The sequence below is a fragment of the Corynebacterium sp. HMSC074E01 genome (assembly GCF_001808885.1).
GTDB lineage: Bacteria > Actinomycetota > Actinomycetes > Mycobacteriales > Mycobacteriaceae > Corynebacterium.
Genome location: NZ_KV794846.1, coordinates 108,047 through 124,836 on the forward strand (window position 1 = coordinate 108,047; position 16,790 = coordinate 124,836).

The 16,790-nt window shown below is 59.4% G+C and carries 15 protein-coding genes; 11 read left to right on the forward strand and 4 right to left on the reverse strand.

Translation table 11 applies throughout. The annotated features are described in order from the left end of the window. The first annotated feature begins 73 nt into the window (after positions 1-73). The gene (locus HMPREF2537_RS05840; RefSeq protein WP_070526350.1) at positions 74-1,606 is read left to right on the forward strand and encodes a permease family protein; all 1,533 of its coding nucleotides are present in this window, start codon (positions 74-76) and stop codon (positions 1,604-1,606) included. Between the two features lie 107 nt (positions 1,607-1,713). Here HMPREF2537_RS05840 and HMPREF2537_RS05845 read toward each other — a convergent pair whose 3' ends face one another. Next, positions 1,714-2,388, reverse strand: a complete 675-nt coding sequence (locus HMPREF2537_RS05845; RefSeq protein WP_083298975.1) for a TetR/AcrR family transcriptional regulator — start codon at positions 2,386-2,388, stop codon at positions 1,714-1,716. A gap of 144 nt (positions 2,389-2,532) precedes the next feature. Between HMPREF2537_RS05845 and HMPREF2537_RS05850 the strand changes: the two genes are divergently transcribed. From HMPREF2537_RS05850 to HMPREF2537_RS05860, 4 genes are read left to right on the forward strand one after another with little or no spacing between them, the layout of a single operon-like run. Next, positions 2,533-4,041, forward strand: coding sequence for a flavin monoamine oxidase family protein (locus HMPREF2537_RS05850; protein ID WP_070526353.1), 1,509 nt, complete (start codon positions 2,533-2,535; stop codon positions 4,039-4,041). A 13-nt stretch (positions 4,042-4,054) separates the two neighbouring features. Next, on the forward strand, positions 4,055-4,945 hold the full coding sequence (locus HMPREF2537_RS12450) for a universal stress protein (protein ID WP_083298976.1): 891 nt from the start codon (positions 4,055-4,057) through the stop codon (positions 4,943-4,945). After that, a complete protein-coding gene (locus HMPREF2537_RS05855) occupies positions 4,942-6,462 on the forward strand; it encodes an APC family permease (protein ID WP_070526356.1) in 1,521 nt (506 codons plus the stop codon). The genes HMPREF2537_RS12450 and HMPREF2537_RS05855 overlap by 4 nt, the downstream gene beginning before the upstream one ends. A gap of 8 nt (positions 6,463-6,470) precedes the next feature. Then, positions 6,471-7,844: an NAD-dependent succinate-semialdehyde dehydrogenase gene (locus tag HMPREF2537_RS05860; RefSeq protein ID WP_070526360.1), complete on the forward strand. Its 1,374-nt coding sequence runs from the start codon at positions 6,471-6,473 to the stop codon at positions 7,842-7,844. A gap of 48 nt (positions 7,845-7,892) precedes the next feature. On the opposite strand, the gene HMPREF2537_RS05865 is transcribed toward HMPREF2537_RS05860, so the two are convergent. Continuing rightward, complete coding sequence (locus tag HMPREF2537_RS05865) at positions 7,893-9,074, reverse strand: acyl-CoA dehydrogenase family protein (protein ID WP_070526363.1); 1,182 nt, start codon at positions 9,072-9,074, stop codon at positions 7,893-7,895. Positions 9,075-9,161: 87 nt separating this feature from the next. On the opposite strand from HMPREF2537_RS05865, the gene HMPREF2537_RS05870 reads away from it, so the two are divergent. From HMPREF2537_RS05870 to HMPREF2537_RS05890, 5 genes are all read left to right on the forward strand, one after another. Continuing rightward, on the forward strand, positions 9,162-9,572 hold the full coding sequence (locus tag HMPREF2537_RS05870) for an acyl-CoA thioesterase (protein ID WP_010189254.1): 411 nt from the start codon (positions 9,162-9,164) through the stop codon (positions 9,570-9,572). Positions 9,573-9,647: 75 nt separating this feature from the next. Next, positions 9,648-10,619: an NAD(P)H-dependent flavin oxidoreductase gene (locus HMPREF2537_RS05875; protein WP_070526367.1), complete on the forward strand. Its 972-nt coding sequence runs from the start codon at positions 9,648-9,650 to the stop codon at positions 10,617-10,619. A 3-nt stretch (positions 10,620-10,622) separates the two neighbouring features. Next, a complete protein-coding gene (locus HMPREF2537_RS05880) occupies positions 10,623-11,435 on the forward strand; it encodes an enoyl-CoA hydratase-related protein (protein WP_010189256.1) in 813 nt (270 codons plus the stop codon). Positions 11,436-11,657: 222 nt separating this feature from the next. After that, complete coding sequence (locus HMPREF2537_RS05885; RefSeq protein WP_070526370.1) at positions 11,658-12,053, forward strand: MmcQ/YjbR family DNA-binding protein; 396 nt, start codon at positions 11,658-11,660, stop codon at positions 12,051-12,053. A gap of 55 nt (positions 12,054-12,108) precedes the next feature. After that, the gene (locus HMPREF2537_RS05890; RefSeq protein ID WP_070526373.1) at positions 12,109-12,555 is read left to right on the forward strand and encodes a MarR family winged helix-turn-helix transcriptional regulator; all 447 of its coding nucleotides are present in this window, start codon (positions 12,109-12,111) and stop codon (positions 12,553-12,555) included. A 35-nt stretch (positions 12,556-12,590) separates the two neighbouring features. Here the strand turns inward: HMPREF2537_RS05890 and HMPREF2537_RS05895 are convergent, their stop codons facing one another. Then, entirely contained in the window at positions 12,591-13,826 is a 1,236-nt protein-coding gene (locus HMPREF2537_RS05895) for a M20 family metallo-hydrolase (RefSeq protein ID WP_070526376.1), read from the reverse strand. Positions 13,827-13,835: 9 nt separating this feature from the next. Then, positions 13,836-15,428, reverse strand: a complete 1,593-nt coding sequence (locus HMPREF2537_RS05900; protein ID WP_070526379.1) for an amidohydrolase — start codon at positions 15,426-15,428, stop codon at positions 13,836-13,838. A 141-nt stretch (positions 15,429-15,569) separates the two neighbouring features. Between HMPREF2537_RS05900 and HMPREF2537_RS05905 the strand changes: the two genes are divergently transcribed. Then, positions 15,570-16,709, forward strand: a complete 1,140-nt coding sequence (locus HMPREF2537_RS05905) for a helix-turn-helix domain-containing protein (RefSeq protein ID WP_070526383.1) — start codon at positions 15,570-15,572, stop codon at positions 16,707-16,709. The last annotated feature ends 81 nt before the right edge of the window (positions 16,710-16,790 follow it).

Genomic DNA, 16,790 nt, shown 5'->3' on the forward strand with positions numbered 1-16,790 from the left:
CACCTTTCCTCACCAAGCCCTGCGTGGTTCGCGCCCGTAGGGCTTGGTCCCTTTTCTTTGAAAGGAGGCCGTCATGGCCGAAACCACTGAAGCCACCGAACCCGAAGATCAGGGCATCGGTCAAGCTTCGCCCCACTGGAAGATGGGGCCCTTTGATGTCCGTTTGCCATTCGTGCACTACCGCATGGAATGGCCGGACTTCGCCCAAGGCTTGTTCATGTGCGTGGTCGACCTGGGCGCTATCCCCCTGATGACCGAGGCCCTCGGCATGCCCTACGAAGCGGCACTGGCCGTCGTTATGCTCAACGGCCTTCTCTACCTGACCCACCACCTCTTGGGTGACCCGGTTGTCCCGGGCTGGATTACCCCGGCCATTCCGCTGCTGACGGTCTACATCCAAACCTTCCCGGAGGGTGAAGAGCGTATCTGGGCCCTGATCAGCTTCCAGCTGATGCTGGGCATATTCTCACTAACGCTGGGCATAACGGGATGGGCGTCAAAGGTCGTTCGCCTCATCCCCTCGGGCTTGCGCTCCGGCATCGTTCTCGGTGCCGGTATTGCCGCCATCATCTCGGTGTTTAAGGAGGATGGACGTTTCCACTCCTTCCCCATCACCATCACCATCGCGGTAGCCGTAGCTTTCTTCCTCATGTATTCACGAGGTTTCCAAGCCCTACGACAGAAGGCCGCCGGTTGGCGCTTCCTGGCTTCGCTAGGCATCCTGCCTGCCATCTTCGTCGCGGTCTTTGTCGCACCGCTGGCGGGCGAGGCTCCCTGGCCGGACGGGGAGTGGGGCTTTTCAAAACCTGACTTCATGACCTTGTGGTCTGAGTACACCGTCTTCGGTGTCGGTCTTCCGCCGGCGCACATGTTCCTCACCGCTATCCCCACGGTGTTGGCTGCGTACATCGTTGTTTTCGGTGACGTCCTGCAGGCTAACGCCGTTCTCAAGGAAGCCGACCACGTCCGCACGGACGAGGCCGTGGTCTACAGCCCATCGCGCGCGCACCTGCTCTTCGGCGGCCGCAACATGCTGATGTCCATCATCGGCCCGGACATCGCCATGTGTGGCCCGCTGTGGGCGGCGATGCACGTGGTCATCGTTGAACGCTACAAGCAGGGCAAGCGCGCCATGCGCACCATCTTTGGCGGCGCGGGCTCTTTCCGTTGGGGTACTAACACAGGCCTCCTCCTGCTGCCGATTACCTCCTTCGTGGAGCCCATCCTGCCGGTGGGCTTGGCACTGACGCTCATCATTCAGGGCTTCGTGTCTGTGCGCGTGGGCATCATGGAGGCCAAGAACCAGAAGGATCTGGGTATCGCAGGCGTTACCGCCGGCGTGCTGGCCACCCAGGGTGCCGCATGGGGATTCGCCGCCGGCATCATCATGGTTCTGGTCATCTACGGCAAGGACATGTTCAAGGACGAACGCGACGGCACCATCCGCAACTTCGATGAAATCGATCCGGAAGAAGGCTTCGCCGATGCCCAGGCGGACTTCACCGAGCTCGCTGAGCTCAACGATCTGGACGCTGACGGACGCCCGATCGATCCGAACGCCTCGAAGCTGAAGGACACGGACTTTAAAAAGCCGAGAAAGGCCTAAGCCTAGGTAGTTTTGAGCACCTACATTTGCCCTCCCCGGATATACGAAGTACCGGGGAGGGCTACGTGATCGTTGACACGATTGCATTGATCAAGGCGCCACGGCGTCTATAGGAGCGTTTTTATAAGCGCTTCCAGCCCCGCCTCAAAGGACTTGTCCGCACGAAGTCTAGCTTGTTCTTTTTCGTCAGATGATTGTTCTCTAAACTGCGCCAAGTAAATCGAATTCATCTTATTCAAAGCACTATCCTCGGGTCCCGGTGAGGCAAAAATATCCAAGGGCGCATGGACGTCATAGGCAGAGCCAAAAACCAATGCCTCAATTGCAACCAATCTCGTAATGACATCCCGCTCGGGTACTCCGGCAAGTGAAATCACTTGAACTAGCGCTTCGTACATCGCAATCGTTTGTGGCGATCCATAAAGAGGAAGCTGGGTAATAACGCGAATTAGAGGGATGTTGGCAGCCAGGATGTCACGATAAGACCATGCCCATTTTCGAAGCGCATCCACTGCCGAAATTTCGCCTGCAAGCGCACCTTGGAGCACTGAAGTATCAACTTTGGCAATGATGTCATCCTGCACCAACGCCAATAACTCTTCCTTATTTGAAATGTGATTGTAGAGCGCTGCTGTACTCACTTTCATAGATCTCGCCACCGCTGACATAGACAGAGCCTCAAGCCCTTTGCACTCAACAATACGCAATGCGGCTGACGCAATTTTCTGCCGGCTTACCAGCGCTTTAACCGGACGCCCTTTGGGGCGCGAAACTTTTTCCACTGTGATCCCTACAATTCTCTCCGCAAGTTTGTTACTGTAGTCACAGCGTTAAATTAAAGGGTTTAATTTAACGCCGGAGCACCGTCGTTCGTACGAAGGTTCCCTCCCCCGCATACCTACCGCACGCGAAGGAGAAACACTCCAATGGTCACGCAACCAAATGGTAATACCAGCGCTGAAGAGCGCACAGTTGATGTTGTAATCGTCGGCGCCGGCGCTTCGGGTCTCATGGCTGCCCGCACCCTAAAGAAGGCAGGCAAGTCAGTCTGCGTTCTCGAAGCGCGCAATCGTGTCGGCGGCCGAACATGGAGCGGCAAGGTGCTAGATGCCCAGGGCGCCGAGCACTTCATCGAAATCGGCGGTCAGTGGATCTCGCCCGATCAAACACGACTGACAGAGCTTGTTGAAGAGCTTGGTCTCGAAACCTTCGACCGCTACCGCGAAGGAAAGTCGGTTTATGTTTCCCCGGATGGCACGCGACACGAGTTCGAAGGAGATACGTTCCCGACTTCAAAGGAAACTGCTGCCGAAATGGATCGGCTGATTAGTAAGCTCAATCAGCTAGCCGAGGAAGTCGACGCGGATGCCCCTTGGGAGCACCCACGCGCAGAGGAACTAGACAGCCAATCGTTCCGCGACTGGCTGGAGAGCCTTTCCGACGATTCCGAAGCAATCGACAACATCTCCCTTTATATTTCTTCAGGGATGCTCACCAAGCCTTCTCGGACTTTTTCCGTGCTCCAAGCAGCCCTCATGGCTTCATCGGCCGGCTCATTCGACAACCTTGTTGATGAAGACTTTTTGCTTGACAAGCGTGTCGTTGGCGGCATGCAGTCCGTCTCCATAACGATGGCTGAGGAACTCGGCGACGACGTCATCTTGAGCTCACCTGTACGCACTCTCGAGTGGGCTACGCCGGATCCCGCTACGGCGGATGCCCCCAATAATGTAGAAGCGGATGTCCGCAACGGTGTAGCCAACAACGGCGGCCCTGGCACCGTAACCGCTTACTCGGACCGAGCAATTGTCCATGCTCAATACGCAATCCTTGCGGTTCCGCCCAACCTCTACAATCGCATTTCCTATGTGCCACCGCTACCACGCGAGCAGCATGTTGCCCACCAGCACATTTCCATGGGCTTAGTCATTAAAGTTCATGCTGTCTATGAAACCCCCTTCTGGCGCGAGGAGGGATTGTCCGGTACTGCATTCGGTGGCGATCGACTCGTTGCTGAAATCTATGACAACACAAATTACGGAAAGAACTTTGCGGGCGGGGAGGAAGGAAAGGAAGATACCTTCGGCACATTAGTCGGCTTCGTCTCCGATGTTTACGCCGAGGAGATGTGGGCGCTCACCGCCGAAGAACGCAAGGAGCGAATCCTCGATGCAATGTCCATTTACCTTGGTGACAAGGTAAAGAATCCCATCGCATTCTTCCTCTCCGATATGGCGGCTGAAGAGTGGACTCGCGGAGCTTACGCAACATCTTATGACTTGGGCGGATTATCGCGATGGGGCCATCTCCAAAACCAACCAGTCGGTCCGATCTATTACTCTTCCTCTGACATCGCTGGTGCAGGTTACCAGCACGTCGACGGCGCAGTACGTATCGGCGAAACCGTTGCGCAGCAGATCATTGGGCAGGGATAAGCGGTGACTGTCAATGAATCCACTCACCGACTTTCCACGCCGCAAAGCTAGCGGCTCCTTGCTCGTCGCCTATATCGATACTAGTGATGGCCACGATGCACTCCACTTGGGAATCGCTCTCGCACGCAAGCGCCAAGTCACCCTAAAACTAGTCTCTGTTGTTCCACCAATTACCCCTCAAGGGTTTGGCGTGCAGACTCAGGACCCTGGCTACAACGCAATCGTGCGAAAGCAAACCCAACAGCGCCTCACCGACGCAGTAGAGAGTCTTCCCTCTGATATCTCTGCGACGTGTCACATTGTGGAGGGAACCGATCCCGCGCTCGCCTTGAATGACGCCGCGCAAGAACTTGAATGCGATCTAATTATCGTCGGAGCACGCTCAGGCGGACTCTTGAACCGATTCCGCATCGGTACAGTGTCCAGTTCCTTGCTCTACACAGCGCAAGTCCCAGTCGCGCTAGCTCCCCAAGGTTATTCATATCCCGGACCAATAACGTGCGTTTCTGCACTTGTCGGCCCGCGACAAGGACGATCAGATGTCGCTGCTATCGGGCTCGACCGCGCATACCGCCGAGAGGTCCCGCTGCGCATCATTACTCTGAAGATTTCTGGAGAAGATTCCGGGGTCACTTTCGAGCAGCAGCTTTCCGAAGCAATCGAGGACGCGGTTTCCAAAGGCCGGGCGTCGCGCATCACCACATCGGGAGCAAGTGTCCAGTCAGCGCTACAAAACCTTAGCTGGGAAGAAGGCGAAGTAGCAGTTCTTGGATCAGCACGGATTGCCAGTGAAGGTCGGCTCTTCCTTGGCGCTACCGCTCATCGAATCCTCAGGCATGTTCCGGTTCCATCCATTGTTGTCCCTTCGGGCTACATGACGCTGAAAGGAGGTGAACGCTCATGAGCGAACAACCAGTAGTTTCTGACAAAGGCCTGGCAGTTGGCAAAGTCGGTTTGCTCGGCGCAGTTGTCATTGGCATCAGCTGCTTAGCACCAACCTACACCCTAACTTCGGGAATTGGTCCTGCTATTTCGGCGGTGGGTGCCTTCGTTCCGGCCGTCCTCATTCTGGGCTTTATTCCCATGCTGCTTGTTGCTTTTGCCTACCGCGAGCTTAACAACCGTGCTCCTGATTCCGGTACCACCTTTACATGGGCAACAAAAGCTTTCGGCCCATGGGTCGGATGGATGGGCGGCTGGGGCCTTATCGCCGCTACGATTCTGGTCCTGTCGAATCTTGCCGCAGTAGCCGTCGACTTCTTTTACCTGCTCATCGCGCAGCTTGCAGGTAAGCCCGAACTTGCTGAACTCACGCGGAACCTCTGGGTGAATATTCCAACAACCCTTGTGTTCTTGATTGCTGCAGCTTGGGTTGCATATCGGGGTATGGATACAACGCAGAAGATGCAATACATCCTCGTCGCAATTCAAATCATCGCGATTCTCTCCTTCGACATTGCAGCTTTATGGCGCGCATACAACGGAGATGGTTTTGACTTCACCCCCATTCAATTCAGTTGGTTCAACCCATTTGAAATGAAGGATTTCTCGGTGGTCGCAGCCGGTATCTCGCTATCCATCTTCATGTTCTGGGGATGGGATGTCACCCTAACCATGAATGAAGAAACCAAGAACCCAGAAAAGACCCCTGGCCGAGCGGCTACCGTCGTGATCATCATCACGATCATCTTGTATGTTCTTACAGCGGTGGCTGTCATGGCGTGGGCAGGAATCGGCGAAACCGGATTAGGCGCTGGTAACCCTGATAATCAGGAATCCATTTTTGCCGTGCTTTCCTACCCAATTATGGGCCCGTTCGCCATCCTCATTTATATCTCGGTTCTAGCTAGCTCGTTTGCCTCCCTGCAGTCCACGCTTGTTAGTCCCGCCCGTACGATTCTTGCAATGAGCTACTACAAAGCTCTTCCCCCACAATTGGCGCGAATCAGCCCAAGGTTTCAAACTCCAACCGTCGCAACGATTGTCGCAACCGTCGTTTCGGGGACATTCTACGCCGTGACAAGGGTGCTCTCGGAGAATGCACTGTGGGACACAATTGCTGCTCTTGGTCTCATGATTTGCTTCTATTACGGAATCACGGCAGTAGCCTGTCTGTGGTATTTCCGAAAAGAGCTCTTCACTTCAGTGCGAAACTTCTTCTTCAAGTTCCTATTCCCACTGCTGGGCGGTGGCTTCTTGCTCATCATGTTTTTCATCACCGCCTATGACTCCATGGACCCGAGCTTTGGCTCTGGTTCTTCCCTCGGAGGCGTCGGAATCGTATTCATCTTAGGAGCCAGCATCCTAGTGCTTGGCCTGCTCCTCATGATGATTACCCGTTTACGCAATCCCGAATTCTTCACCGGCTCAGTCATTAGCCGTAGTGATTCCAGTTCAGATAACACCCCAACCTTTTCCTAGGAGGAAAAATGTCTCAGTACCGTGTCCAGAACCCAGCCAACAACGAAATCATTGAAACCTTCGATGCGCTAGATAATGCTGCCATCGAGCCAATCCTCGAAGCTTCGTCTGCGGCTTTCTCAGAGTGGTCTACAACGCCCGTCGCAAAGCGAGCAGAGATTGTGGCCAAGGCAGCCTCACTGTTCGAAGAACGCAAGGATGAGCTCGCCGCCATCATTGCTGAAGAGATGGGCAAGCCCCTGCCTGAAGGCGTCGAAGAAGCCGAGTTTTCATCTGCCATTATCCAGTACTATGCAGATAACGCGGAAAAATTCCTCGCTGATCAGGAAATCCCCACGGAGGCTGACGGTAAAGCATATATTCGCCGCCGTCCCTTCGGACCGCTGCTCGGCATCATGCCGTGGAACTTCCCGTACTACCAGGTAGCGCGATTTGCAGGCCCCAACCTTGTCGCTGGAAACACCATCATCCTTAAACACGCAGAGATTTGCCCGCGTTCTGCTCTGGCGATCGAAAAGATCTTTCTCGATGCCGGCGTTCCCGCAGGGGTTTATACCAATGTCTTTGCAACCCACGAGCAAATCTCCACCTTTATCGCCGACCCCCGCGTTCAGGGAGTTTCCCTTACCGGTTCCGAACGTGCTGGGGCTATCGTTGGCGCTCAAGCTGGCGAGAACCTCAAGAAAGCCGTACTCGAGCTTGGCGGTTCAGACCCGTATATCATCCTCGACACGGACAATGTAAAAGCTGCAGCTGAGCTCGCTTGGGGAACACGCATGTACAACACTGGCCAAGCCTGCAATTCAAACAAGCGGCTCATTGTTGCAGAAGACATTTATGACGAGTTTGTTCAAGAACTAGTCCATCTTGCGCAGCAAATGGAGCCGGGGCTGCCAGATGCTGCCGGCGGAACTGTGTATGCTCCGCTTTCTTCCCGTAGCGCCGCAGAGAATCTCAAAGACCAGCTCGACCGCGCTGTTTCAGCCGGCGGTCAATTGTTGGTTGGCGGAGAGCTTTCCGATGAGGGAGCCTACATCTCCCCGGCAGTAATCACAGGTATCCCCCGTGGCAGCGATTCCTACTATGAGGAGTTCTTTGGACCTGTAGCCACTGTCTACAAATTTAAGACCGATGAGGAAGCACTCGAGATAGCGAACGACAATGTTTTCGGCCTCGGAGCAGCGGTGTTCTCTCAAGACTCCAAGCGAGCCCAAGCTATTGCTGAACGCATCGATTCTGGAATGAGTAATGTCAACACCCCGACTGGTGAAGGTCCTGAACTGCCGTTTGGTGGCGTCAAGCGTTCAGGTTTCGGCCGCGAGCTTGGCTCACTCGGTATCGAAGAATTCATCAATAAGCAGATGTACTTCATCGCCAACTAGAAATAGTTAAGCCCGAAACCACTTGGAGGAGAGGTTTCGGGCTTAGTTCTAACTAAACGCCTGCTCCCCCGTCAGCACGCGCCCCAGAATCAGCGTGTGGATCTCATCCGTGCCCTCATAAGTGCGCACTGATTCTAGGTTGGCGGCGTGGCGCAACGGTGAGAAGTCCGCGGTGATACCGTTGCCGCCCAGGATGGTGCGTGCCTGGCGGCAAATCTCAATGGCGGTTCGGCAGTTGGCCAGCTTGCCCACCGAAATTTGGTAGGGCTCCAGCGTGCCCGCGTCTTTGGCGCGCCCCAGGTTGAGCGCCAGCAGCTGACCCTTGTTCAGCTCCACCGCCATATCCACCAGCTTTTGCTGGGTGAGCTGGAAGGACGCCAGCGAGCGGTCGAATTGCTTGCGCTCCTTGGCATACTCCAGTGCCACCTCCAAAGAATCGCGCGCAGCACCCAAGGCACCGAAGCTAATGCCGAAGCGCGCCTCGTTGAGACACATGAACGGTCCCTTAAGGCCAGGGTGCTTGGGCAGCAGGGAGTCGCCAGGCACAGCCACACCTTCCAGTTCAATATCGCACTGGATAGAAGCGCGCATCGACAGCTTGCGGGTAATTGGCGTCGCTTTAAACCCCGGCGTGGAGGTCGGCACGATGAACCCGCGCACGCCCGCCTCCACGCCAGCCGTAGCGGCATCCTCCTCAGAAACCTTGGCCCAGATGATAGCCACCCCGGCCACGCTTGCCAGGCCAATCCAGCGCTTCGCACCATCCAGTACCCATTCGCCGGAGCGATAGCGGGCCATCGTCGCCATGCCCGCCGGGTCCGAGCCCGCGGTGGGCTCCGTCAGACCGAAGCAACCAATGATCTCGCCGGCGGCCATCTGGGGAAGCCACTGTTGCTTCTGCTCCTCCGAGCCGTGCTTATAAATCGCCGACATCGCTAGCGATCCCTGCACCGATACCACCGTGCGGATACCGGAGTCCCCCGCTTCCAGCTCCTGCATGGCTAGTCCGTATTCAACTGCGGAGCGCCCGGCGCAGCCATAGCCTTCTAAGTGCATTCCGAACAGACCAGCCTCCGCCAGCACCGGAAAGATAGACTCCGGCAGCACCGCGTCCTCGTACCACTGCCCCACATACGGCCGGATGTGTTCATCCACCAATGCGGTGACGCGGTTGCGAGTGGCTTTTTCTTCTTCGCTCAGCAGAGCATCGATTCCCAGAAGATCTGTCATGGCATTCTCCTCACGATTCGAGCAACGAACCACAATTCGTAGGTATAGTAATGTACATCACTCTACCCGCTCGCCCCAGGAGGAACAATGCGCGCGCCCGACAACGCTATCCCCATAACCCTCGCTTTGCGATGGTCCGACCAAGACGCGAACGCCCACGTCAATAACGCCACGGTGGTCACCCTCCTTGAGGAGGCGCGCGTTCGTGCAGCCGCCACTCTTACCGGCCCCGTCGCCACCGATTCCTATGCTCACGTGGTGCGTTCCCTCGAAGTCCAGTATGACGCCGAGCTCACCTACGCCGATTCCATCGAGGCTCGCGTGTGGATTTCCCGCATTGGAACCACCTCCTACCAAGTCGCCCACGAACTCATCCAGGACGGCACCTCGTGCGTGTTTGCCACGGCGACGCTGGTGCTTATCGACGTCTCCGCGCGCCGTCCCATTGCCCTGCCCGACGACCTCAGGGACCGCTTGCGAACCCATTTTTCCGAATAGCCATTCACCCGATCTAGCTCAAAACTCATTCAGCACTCCCACCTCGCTTTCCCACCACGAAGGAGCACAACTCTCATGATTTCCACCCGCGTTACCGAGATGCTCGGCATCACTCACCCCATCATCCAAGGCGGCATGCAGTGGGTCGGCCGCGCAGAGCTCGCCGCTGCTGTATCTAATGCCGGAGGCCTCGGTGTTATCACCGCGCTCACCCAGCCCACCCCGGAGGATTTGCGCCACGAGATTCGCCGCACCCGCGAGCTCACCGACAAGCCATTCGGCGTCAACCTCACCATGCTGCCGGCAATCACCCCACCACCCTATGCCGAGTACCGCGACGTCATCATTGAGGAAGGCGTGAAGATCGCAGAAACTGCTGGCAATAACCCTAAAGAGCACATGCCGGCTTTCAAGGATGCTGGCATCACCGTCATCCACAAGTGCACCTCGGTGCGCCACGCGCTCAGCGCGCAGAAGGTCGGCGTGGATATCGTCAGCATCGACGGCTTCGAATGCGCCGGCCACCCTGGCGAGGATGATATCCCGGGCCTCGTCCTCATCCCCGCCGCCGCGGATCAACTCGACATCCCCATCATCGCCTCGGGCGGCTTCGCGGATGGCAGAGGGCTCGCTGCCGCCCTGGCACTGGGCGCCGAAGGCATCAACATGGGCACCCGCTTCGTGGCCTCCACCGAGGCCCCGGTGCATGAGAACGTCAAGCAGACCATCGTGGAGCGCAGTGAACTCGATACCCAGCTCATCCTCCGTGAGCTGCGCAATTCCACCCGCGTGGCCAAGAATGCCGTGAGCGATGAGGTGGCCGAGCGCCTCGCCCAAGGTGCAGAGTTCGGGGATATCCGCCACCTCGTCGCCGGTAAGCGCGGCCGTGCGGTCTACGAGACCGGTGACTTGGATGCGGGCGTATGGACCTGCGGTACTTCGCAGGGGCTTATCCACGATGTCGCTCCGTGTTCTGAGATCGTCTCTCGCATTTCCGCCGATGCCGCGCGCATCATTTCCTCTCTCACTGAGCTTGTTAAGGACTAATCCATGACCGACGCCATCCTCATCCACCGCGAAGGCTCCGCCCTCATTGCCCAGATCAACAACTCCGCTCGGCGCAACGCTATTGCCAAGGAACACTGCGAAGCGCTCTCCGCCGCGCTTGCCGACGCTTCCTCTGACCCCGCCATCCGCGCCCTCATCATCACCGGCGATGAAACCGCGTTTTGCGCCGGCGCGGACATCGTTGCGGCAGCGCAGGCAGCTGCCGCCGCGCAGGCTGCGGGCGAAGCGCCCAACCCTGCCGAGTCGACCATGCTGCCCCAGCTCAACGCGCTCGTCACCGAAATCCAGGCCGCAGAGATCCCAGTCATCGCTGCGGTCGAAGGTGCAGCCGCGGGGGCAGGTGCCTCGCTAGCCTTCGCCTGCGACCTCATCGTGGCCGGCGGGGAATCCTATTTCACGCTGCCTTTCGGCAAGATTGGCCTCATCCCCGACGGCGGCGTGAGCCTCACCGCCCTCGCCTCCGTGGGGCGCCACCGCGCCCTTGCATTAGCGCTGCTGCAAGACAAGCTCGGCGTCGCGGAAGCGGAGGCTGCAAGGCTCGTGGCCAAGAGTGCACCCCGAGGCCAGGCCTTGGCCGCCGCCCTGCAGTTAGTACAGCGCCTGCATATCGCGCCGCGCGATGCCCTTGCTAAGGCCAAGGAGGCCATCAACCGCACGGCCCTGGGCCAGCTAGAGCAACAGCTTTCCTGGGAAGAGCCCACGCAGTACGCGCAAATGGATTCTGCTGGGCACAAGGAAGGCGTCATGGCCTTTCTGGAAAAGCGCCCCGCGCGCTTTAATAAGCAGGAATTGTGACTAGCAGAAAACTGCCAGGAAGAGTTCATGGCGGTGCCAGCGTTAGCCTCCATACTCAGTGTTGTGCGTTTGAGAGAGCGCATGCGAGAGAGAGAACCCCTCACCCTCCAGAGGGCGGCCACTGGCCGATAATTGGAGGGACTTGATAGAGACGCCGTTGGGCCCCTTACCCCGAGGAATCGGAAAGGGGCCCAACGGTGTTTTTCACCTAGGCTAGACCGTATGAATTCCAGCTTAAGAGGCTCCGCCGTCCTGGACCTTCACTCCTGCGCCACCGCCCGCGCCATGGAGCTCCCCAGCGCCACGCTGACGCATCCATTTGGACCAGACTGGGACGTGTTTAAGGTGCACGGCTTGGTTTTCCTTCTCCTCACCGCAATCACTGGCAAGCACCAAGCCATCCTTAAAGCCGAGCCTCTGGATGCCGAGGCGCTGCGTAGCGAGCACTCCTTCATCACGCCCGGCTACCACATGAATAAGCGACATTGGGTGTCGGTGCACCCTGATCCCCAGCTGACCCCGGAACTTCTGGCCGAACTCGTGACGGACTCCTACCGCCTCGTAGTAGAAAAACTCCCCCGCTCGCAACGCCCCATCGACCCATCCACTTTTGGTTAGGGATTCCGCTGTAAACATTTGCGGACACTATCCCAGAGCTCTTAGGCTTGAGCACGTGACGGATTTTGACCTCATCGATGAGACCATCGCGGAATACCGCCGCTTCGAACGCGCCCGCGCGCGATTCGATACTGAAGCACGCCGCGAATATGGAATCACCGGTTCCCATCTTTCGCTCCTCCGGCTCATTGATAAGAAGAGCCCCATCCCCATCCTGCAGCTGTGCAAGGAGCTGGGATGGCAGCCCGCCACCATCGGGCAGGCGGTCAAGCGCTTGGTGCGCGATGATCTCATTTCCATCGACGACGATCCAGAGGACCTGCGCCGCCGCCTGTGCAGCATTACCGAAGAGGGCCGGCACTTCCTGCTCCACGTGCCCCTCACCGGCCCGGCGCGCCTGCGCACCTATGAGTTCAGCGAGGAAGAGTTGAACACGATGAAGCGCGGTTTTGAGACCGCGCTGAAAGCCTTCGGGTATGTGCCGTGGAGCGATGAGGACTAGCGCGTCGGCCGCGCTATGGACATAGCACGAGGGACCTAGCCCTCCCCGCAGCCGTTTTCCACGAGGCGCTGCGCCACGTGCGTTAGCACGTCCAGTCCAGCCACGCAGTCTTCCTCCGTGGTGAACTCCTTTTCGTTGTGTGAGATGCCGTCGACGGACGGGACGAAGAGCATGACCGTCGGCACCACCTCCTTGAGGTTGGTCGAATCATGGCCGGCCACCGTGTAGATCTCCTGGTGCGAGTAGCCCAGCTCCTCCACGACCTCGCGGGCCAGCGCCACACCGGCTGCCGGGTAGGGGTTGAGCGCCCACTCGTGCGTTGGGGATAGCTCGACTGAGGTGCGAGACTCCTCCTCTGCTTCAGTGATAATTTCCTGCAGGCGCGCCTGTGCCTTGTCCAGCACCTGAGTGGAGGGCGAGCGCACGTCCACGTTGAAGCGCACCTCGCGGGCGATGGTCACCGGCGAGTTCGGCTCCAGTGTTAGCTGCGAGACCGAAGCCTGCAACTGGCCTTCGGCAAATTCGTGGGTCAGGCGCTCTACTGAAGCAATGATGAGGGAGGCACCGAAGAGCGCATCCTTCCTATCGGCCATCAGCGTGGAGCCGGTATGGCCCTGTTCACCGGAGACCACCGCCTGGAATTTCTTCGCGCCCCACGTGGCGGTGACCAGACCAATCGTGTTGCCGGCGGCTTCCAGCTCCTTTCCTTGCTCGACGTGGATCTCCGCATAGGCCGCGAGCTTCGGGGCTTCACCGCGCGGGGCCCAACCGGCTTCCTCCTGGGCCTGCGCGACGGTGATGCCGGCAAGGTCGGTGGCGGAGAGGGCGCGGTCAAGCGCCAGCGTTCCCACAAACACGGAACTGCCCATCATGGAGGGCGCAAAACGCGAGCCCTCCTCATTGAACCAATTGATGACCGCCAGGTTATAGCGCGCCTTGACCCCGGCCTGCGCCACGCGCCCGGCCGCATGGGCTGCCGCCAGCACGCCATAGGCGCCGTCGAAGCGGCCGGCCAATGGCTGCGAATCCAGGTGCGAGCCCAGGCCCACGTACTCGGCGCCGGGGGCGAGCTCGAAGAGCCCGTACTGGTTCCCAATCTCGTCGTAGATGACGCGCGCCCCGAGGGACTCTAGAACCTCGTGGAACCAAGCGCGGTTGAGGTTATCGCCGGCACTTGCTGCTTGGCGTTCCACGCCGCCCCCCGGAGTGGCGCCGTTGGCGGACATGGCCTGGAAATCGGCCAGAAATTGTTCGTTGGTGGTTGCTCGCATTACTACTCCTTAAAAGCTTCCGTAGCGCAGCTCGCCGCCCACGATGGTGGCGGCCACGTCGATGGTGGAAAGGTCATCAGTCTGCAGCGGGTCCTGGGAAAGCAGCACGAAATCCGCCAGCTGCCCCGGCATCACCTGCCCCTTGCGTCCGGCCCAGCCCGTCGCCGCGGCCGAACCTGCGGTGTAGGCGTAGAGAGCTTCAGCTGGGGTCAGACGGTCCTTGGGCCCATAGTCACGGCCCGAGGCAGTGCGCCGCTCCACGAATGCCTGCATGACCTCCAGCGGCACGCCGGGGGCTACGGGTTGATCGGAGCTGCCGGGGAGGATGAGGGAGGCGTCGAGAAGCCGCTTGCCCGGGTAGCTCCACGCGGTTCGCTCCGGTCCGAGGGCATCCGCCATCGCGTCGCCGAAGGCCTGGATGAACAGCGGCTGCGGCACCACCACGATGGGCTTGCCGCGCAGGCGCTCAATCTGGTCGGGCCGCACCACGCCGCCGTGCTCGATGCGGTGCGGCATCGCAGGCGCGCCATGCTTGTCGACGGCCTCCTCCAGCGTCTCAATCGCAAAATCCACCGCCGCATCACCAATGGCGTGGATGGCCAGTGACCAACCGGAATTCGCTGCCTGCAGCGCGCGGGTACGCATCTGTTCTGGGTCGCCCTGGAAGTAGCCGTGATGGGAGCAGCAGGCGTAATTCTCGCTCAGCGCGGCGGTGGTCCCCAGCAGGGAGCCATCGCTGAAGATCTTGACGGGGCCGACCTGCAGCCACTCGTCGCCGAATCCGGTGCGCAGGCCGCCGTCGAGACCCCAACCGGGGCCGTCGGAGGCGTGTCCGGGAATCTCGTGGAGCACATCCATAGTCACCATCACTTGCATGCGGGTATGCAGGGTGGCGTTCTGGTAGGCGGCAATCTCGCGCGGGCTGTGCCCGATCCAGCCGCCGGCCACCCCGGCATCCGTGACGGAGGTTAGACCGCGCTCGAGATAGCGGCGCGTTGCCAGTTCCAAGGCACGGCCGATTTCCTCCCCGGATTCCGGCAGGGTCACCTCCTGGATGGCGCGCATGGCGTTTTCATCGAGCAGCCCGGTGCAGTGCCCGTCGGCATCGCGGACGAACTCGCCGCCGTCTACCTCGGGCGGGTTGGCGGGGTCAACGCCCGCCGCGCGCAGGGCCGCGGTGTTGACCGTGTAGGCGTGGCCGGAGTTGTGCTTGATCAACAGCGGAGCACCGCCGGTCACGCGGTCAAGCTCTGCGATCTTCACCGGGGCATCGAGCCCGGAGGGCCGGAATCCTGCGGCCACCACCCAGCCATCGGGGTTGGGCTCGGCCTCGTGCAAGGCGGAATAGACCTCATCAGGAGTTGTGACCTGGGATAGGTCGACTTCCAACAGCGTCTGGCCGAACCACACGGTGTGGGAATGCACATCATTAAAGCCAGGGGTGAGCGTGCGCCCACCGGCATCCCATGTCTGCTCAGCAGGCAGGGCGCGGGCGTCCTCTCCCACTGCCAGGATGCGGCCGTTGGCAAAGGCCACCGCATCCGTGACCGGCCGCGCGGGATCTTGGGTCAGGATGTGGGCGTTGTCGATGCGCGTGATCATGCGTCCTCCTGAGTTCTCATGCTTCTCCGACAAATTGCACGCGGCGCGCGCTGTGTTTGCTCCCACATGCTAGACGCAACAGTGACACACTTCTCCACATTGAGGGCAATTCACCAAAGGTCGCCGTGTAGCGTTGTGCATATGCACGAGAAACGCTGGCATGACATCGTCACGGAGGTCCATGGCACCATCCCCCGGCTGGTGGAGGATTTCCTCGCGGCCTTTACTCGCTCGGGGCGCTATGGCGACTCGCTGGTGAGCGAGGACGAGCTGCGCCTGACCGCTTTCGAGGTTTTTGCGCGTATCACCGACGTGCTGGTCGGCGCGATGGATGAGGAAGAGCTGCGCACCCACGCGCAGAGCCTGGGTCGGCGGCGCGCACACCAGGGCGTGGAACTAGCAACGCTGATCGACGCCATCCAGCTCGACTTCACAGTCCTCTGGGAGCATCTACGCCGGGCCGCCGGTGCGGACCAGGACGTGCTCATCGACCACGTGACCCAGCTGCATTCCGTTGTGACGATGTACAACCTGGTGGTGCGTGATGCCTATCGCCTAGAAGAGGCGCGCGGGCAGCACGACGTGCACCGCGCCCACGCCCGACATTTGGAACGGCTCTTTGCTGCCGAATCACTGGGCACGCTCGGCATTGCGGAAATCACCCGCGCGCTCAACGTGGACAAGGACTGCCGCTTCGACGTTGTGGTGGCCCACCCCACCGCGGCGGTGGAGTTGCGCGCGCTTCTCGACGACCCCATCTCCTCCGGCGAGGCCTTCGGCCACGGTGTGCGCGGGATGTTTGTGGCCTTCTGGCCCAAGGAGCAATGCTCCAGCGAGCATTCCGCCGGACTCCCAACCACAGAACTAACAGAGATCCCCGGAGTCCTCTTCCAGGACGTCATCGGCCTAGCCGGAGTTCGCGCGTCGGCGCAGCAAGCGCCGCGCATCTTTGACGCCACCGGCCCGCTGGACCACTTAACCGAAGCACCCGACGCACTCTGGGCCGTCGCCGGGGATGCTATCGCTGACTTCAGCGCCAGCGGCATTACGGAGCTCACGCAAACAATCACCGAGCTACGTCTTAATAACGCGCCGCTCTACCGAACCATCACCACCTACCTGGATTGTGGGTCCATCAAGGACTCCGCCGAAGCGCTGCACTGCCACCGCAATACGGTGCTCAACCGCCTTCGACAAGTCACGGAGCTCACCGGCCTTGATATCACTCGCCCAAAGGACGCCGCGCGAGTATTGCTGGCGCTACACCGCACAAACCGATAGCACTTGTGCACAGACACAACCGTTGCCGTTGCGTCGTGGGTCGATGCATAGAAATACCTCCAGATCATTTACTCGCGGGTG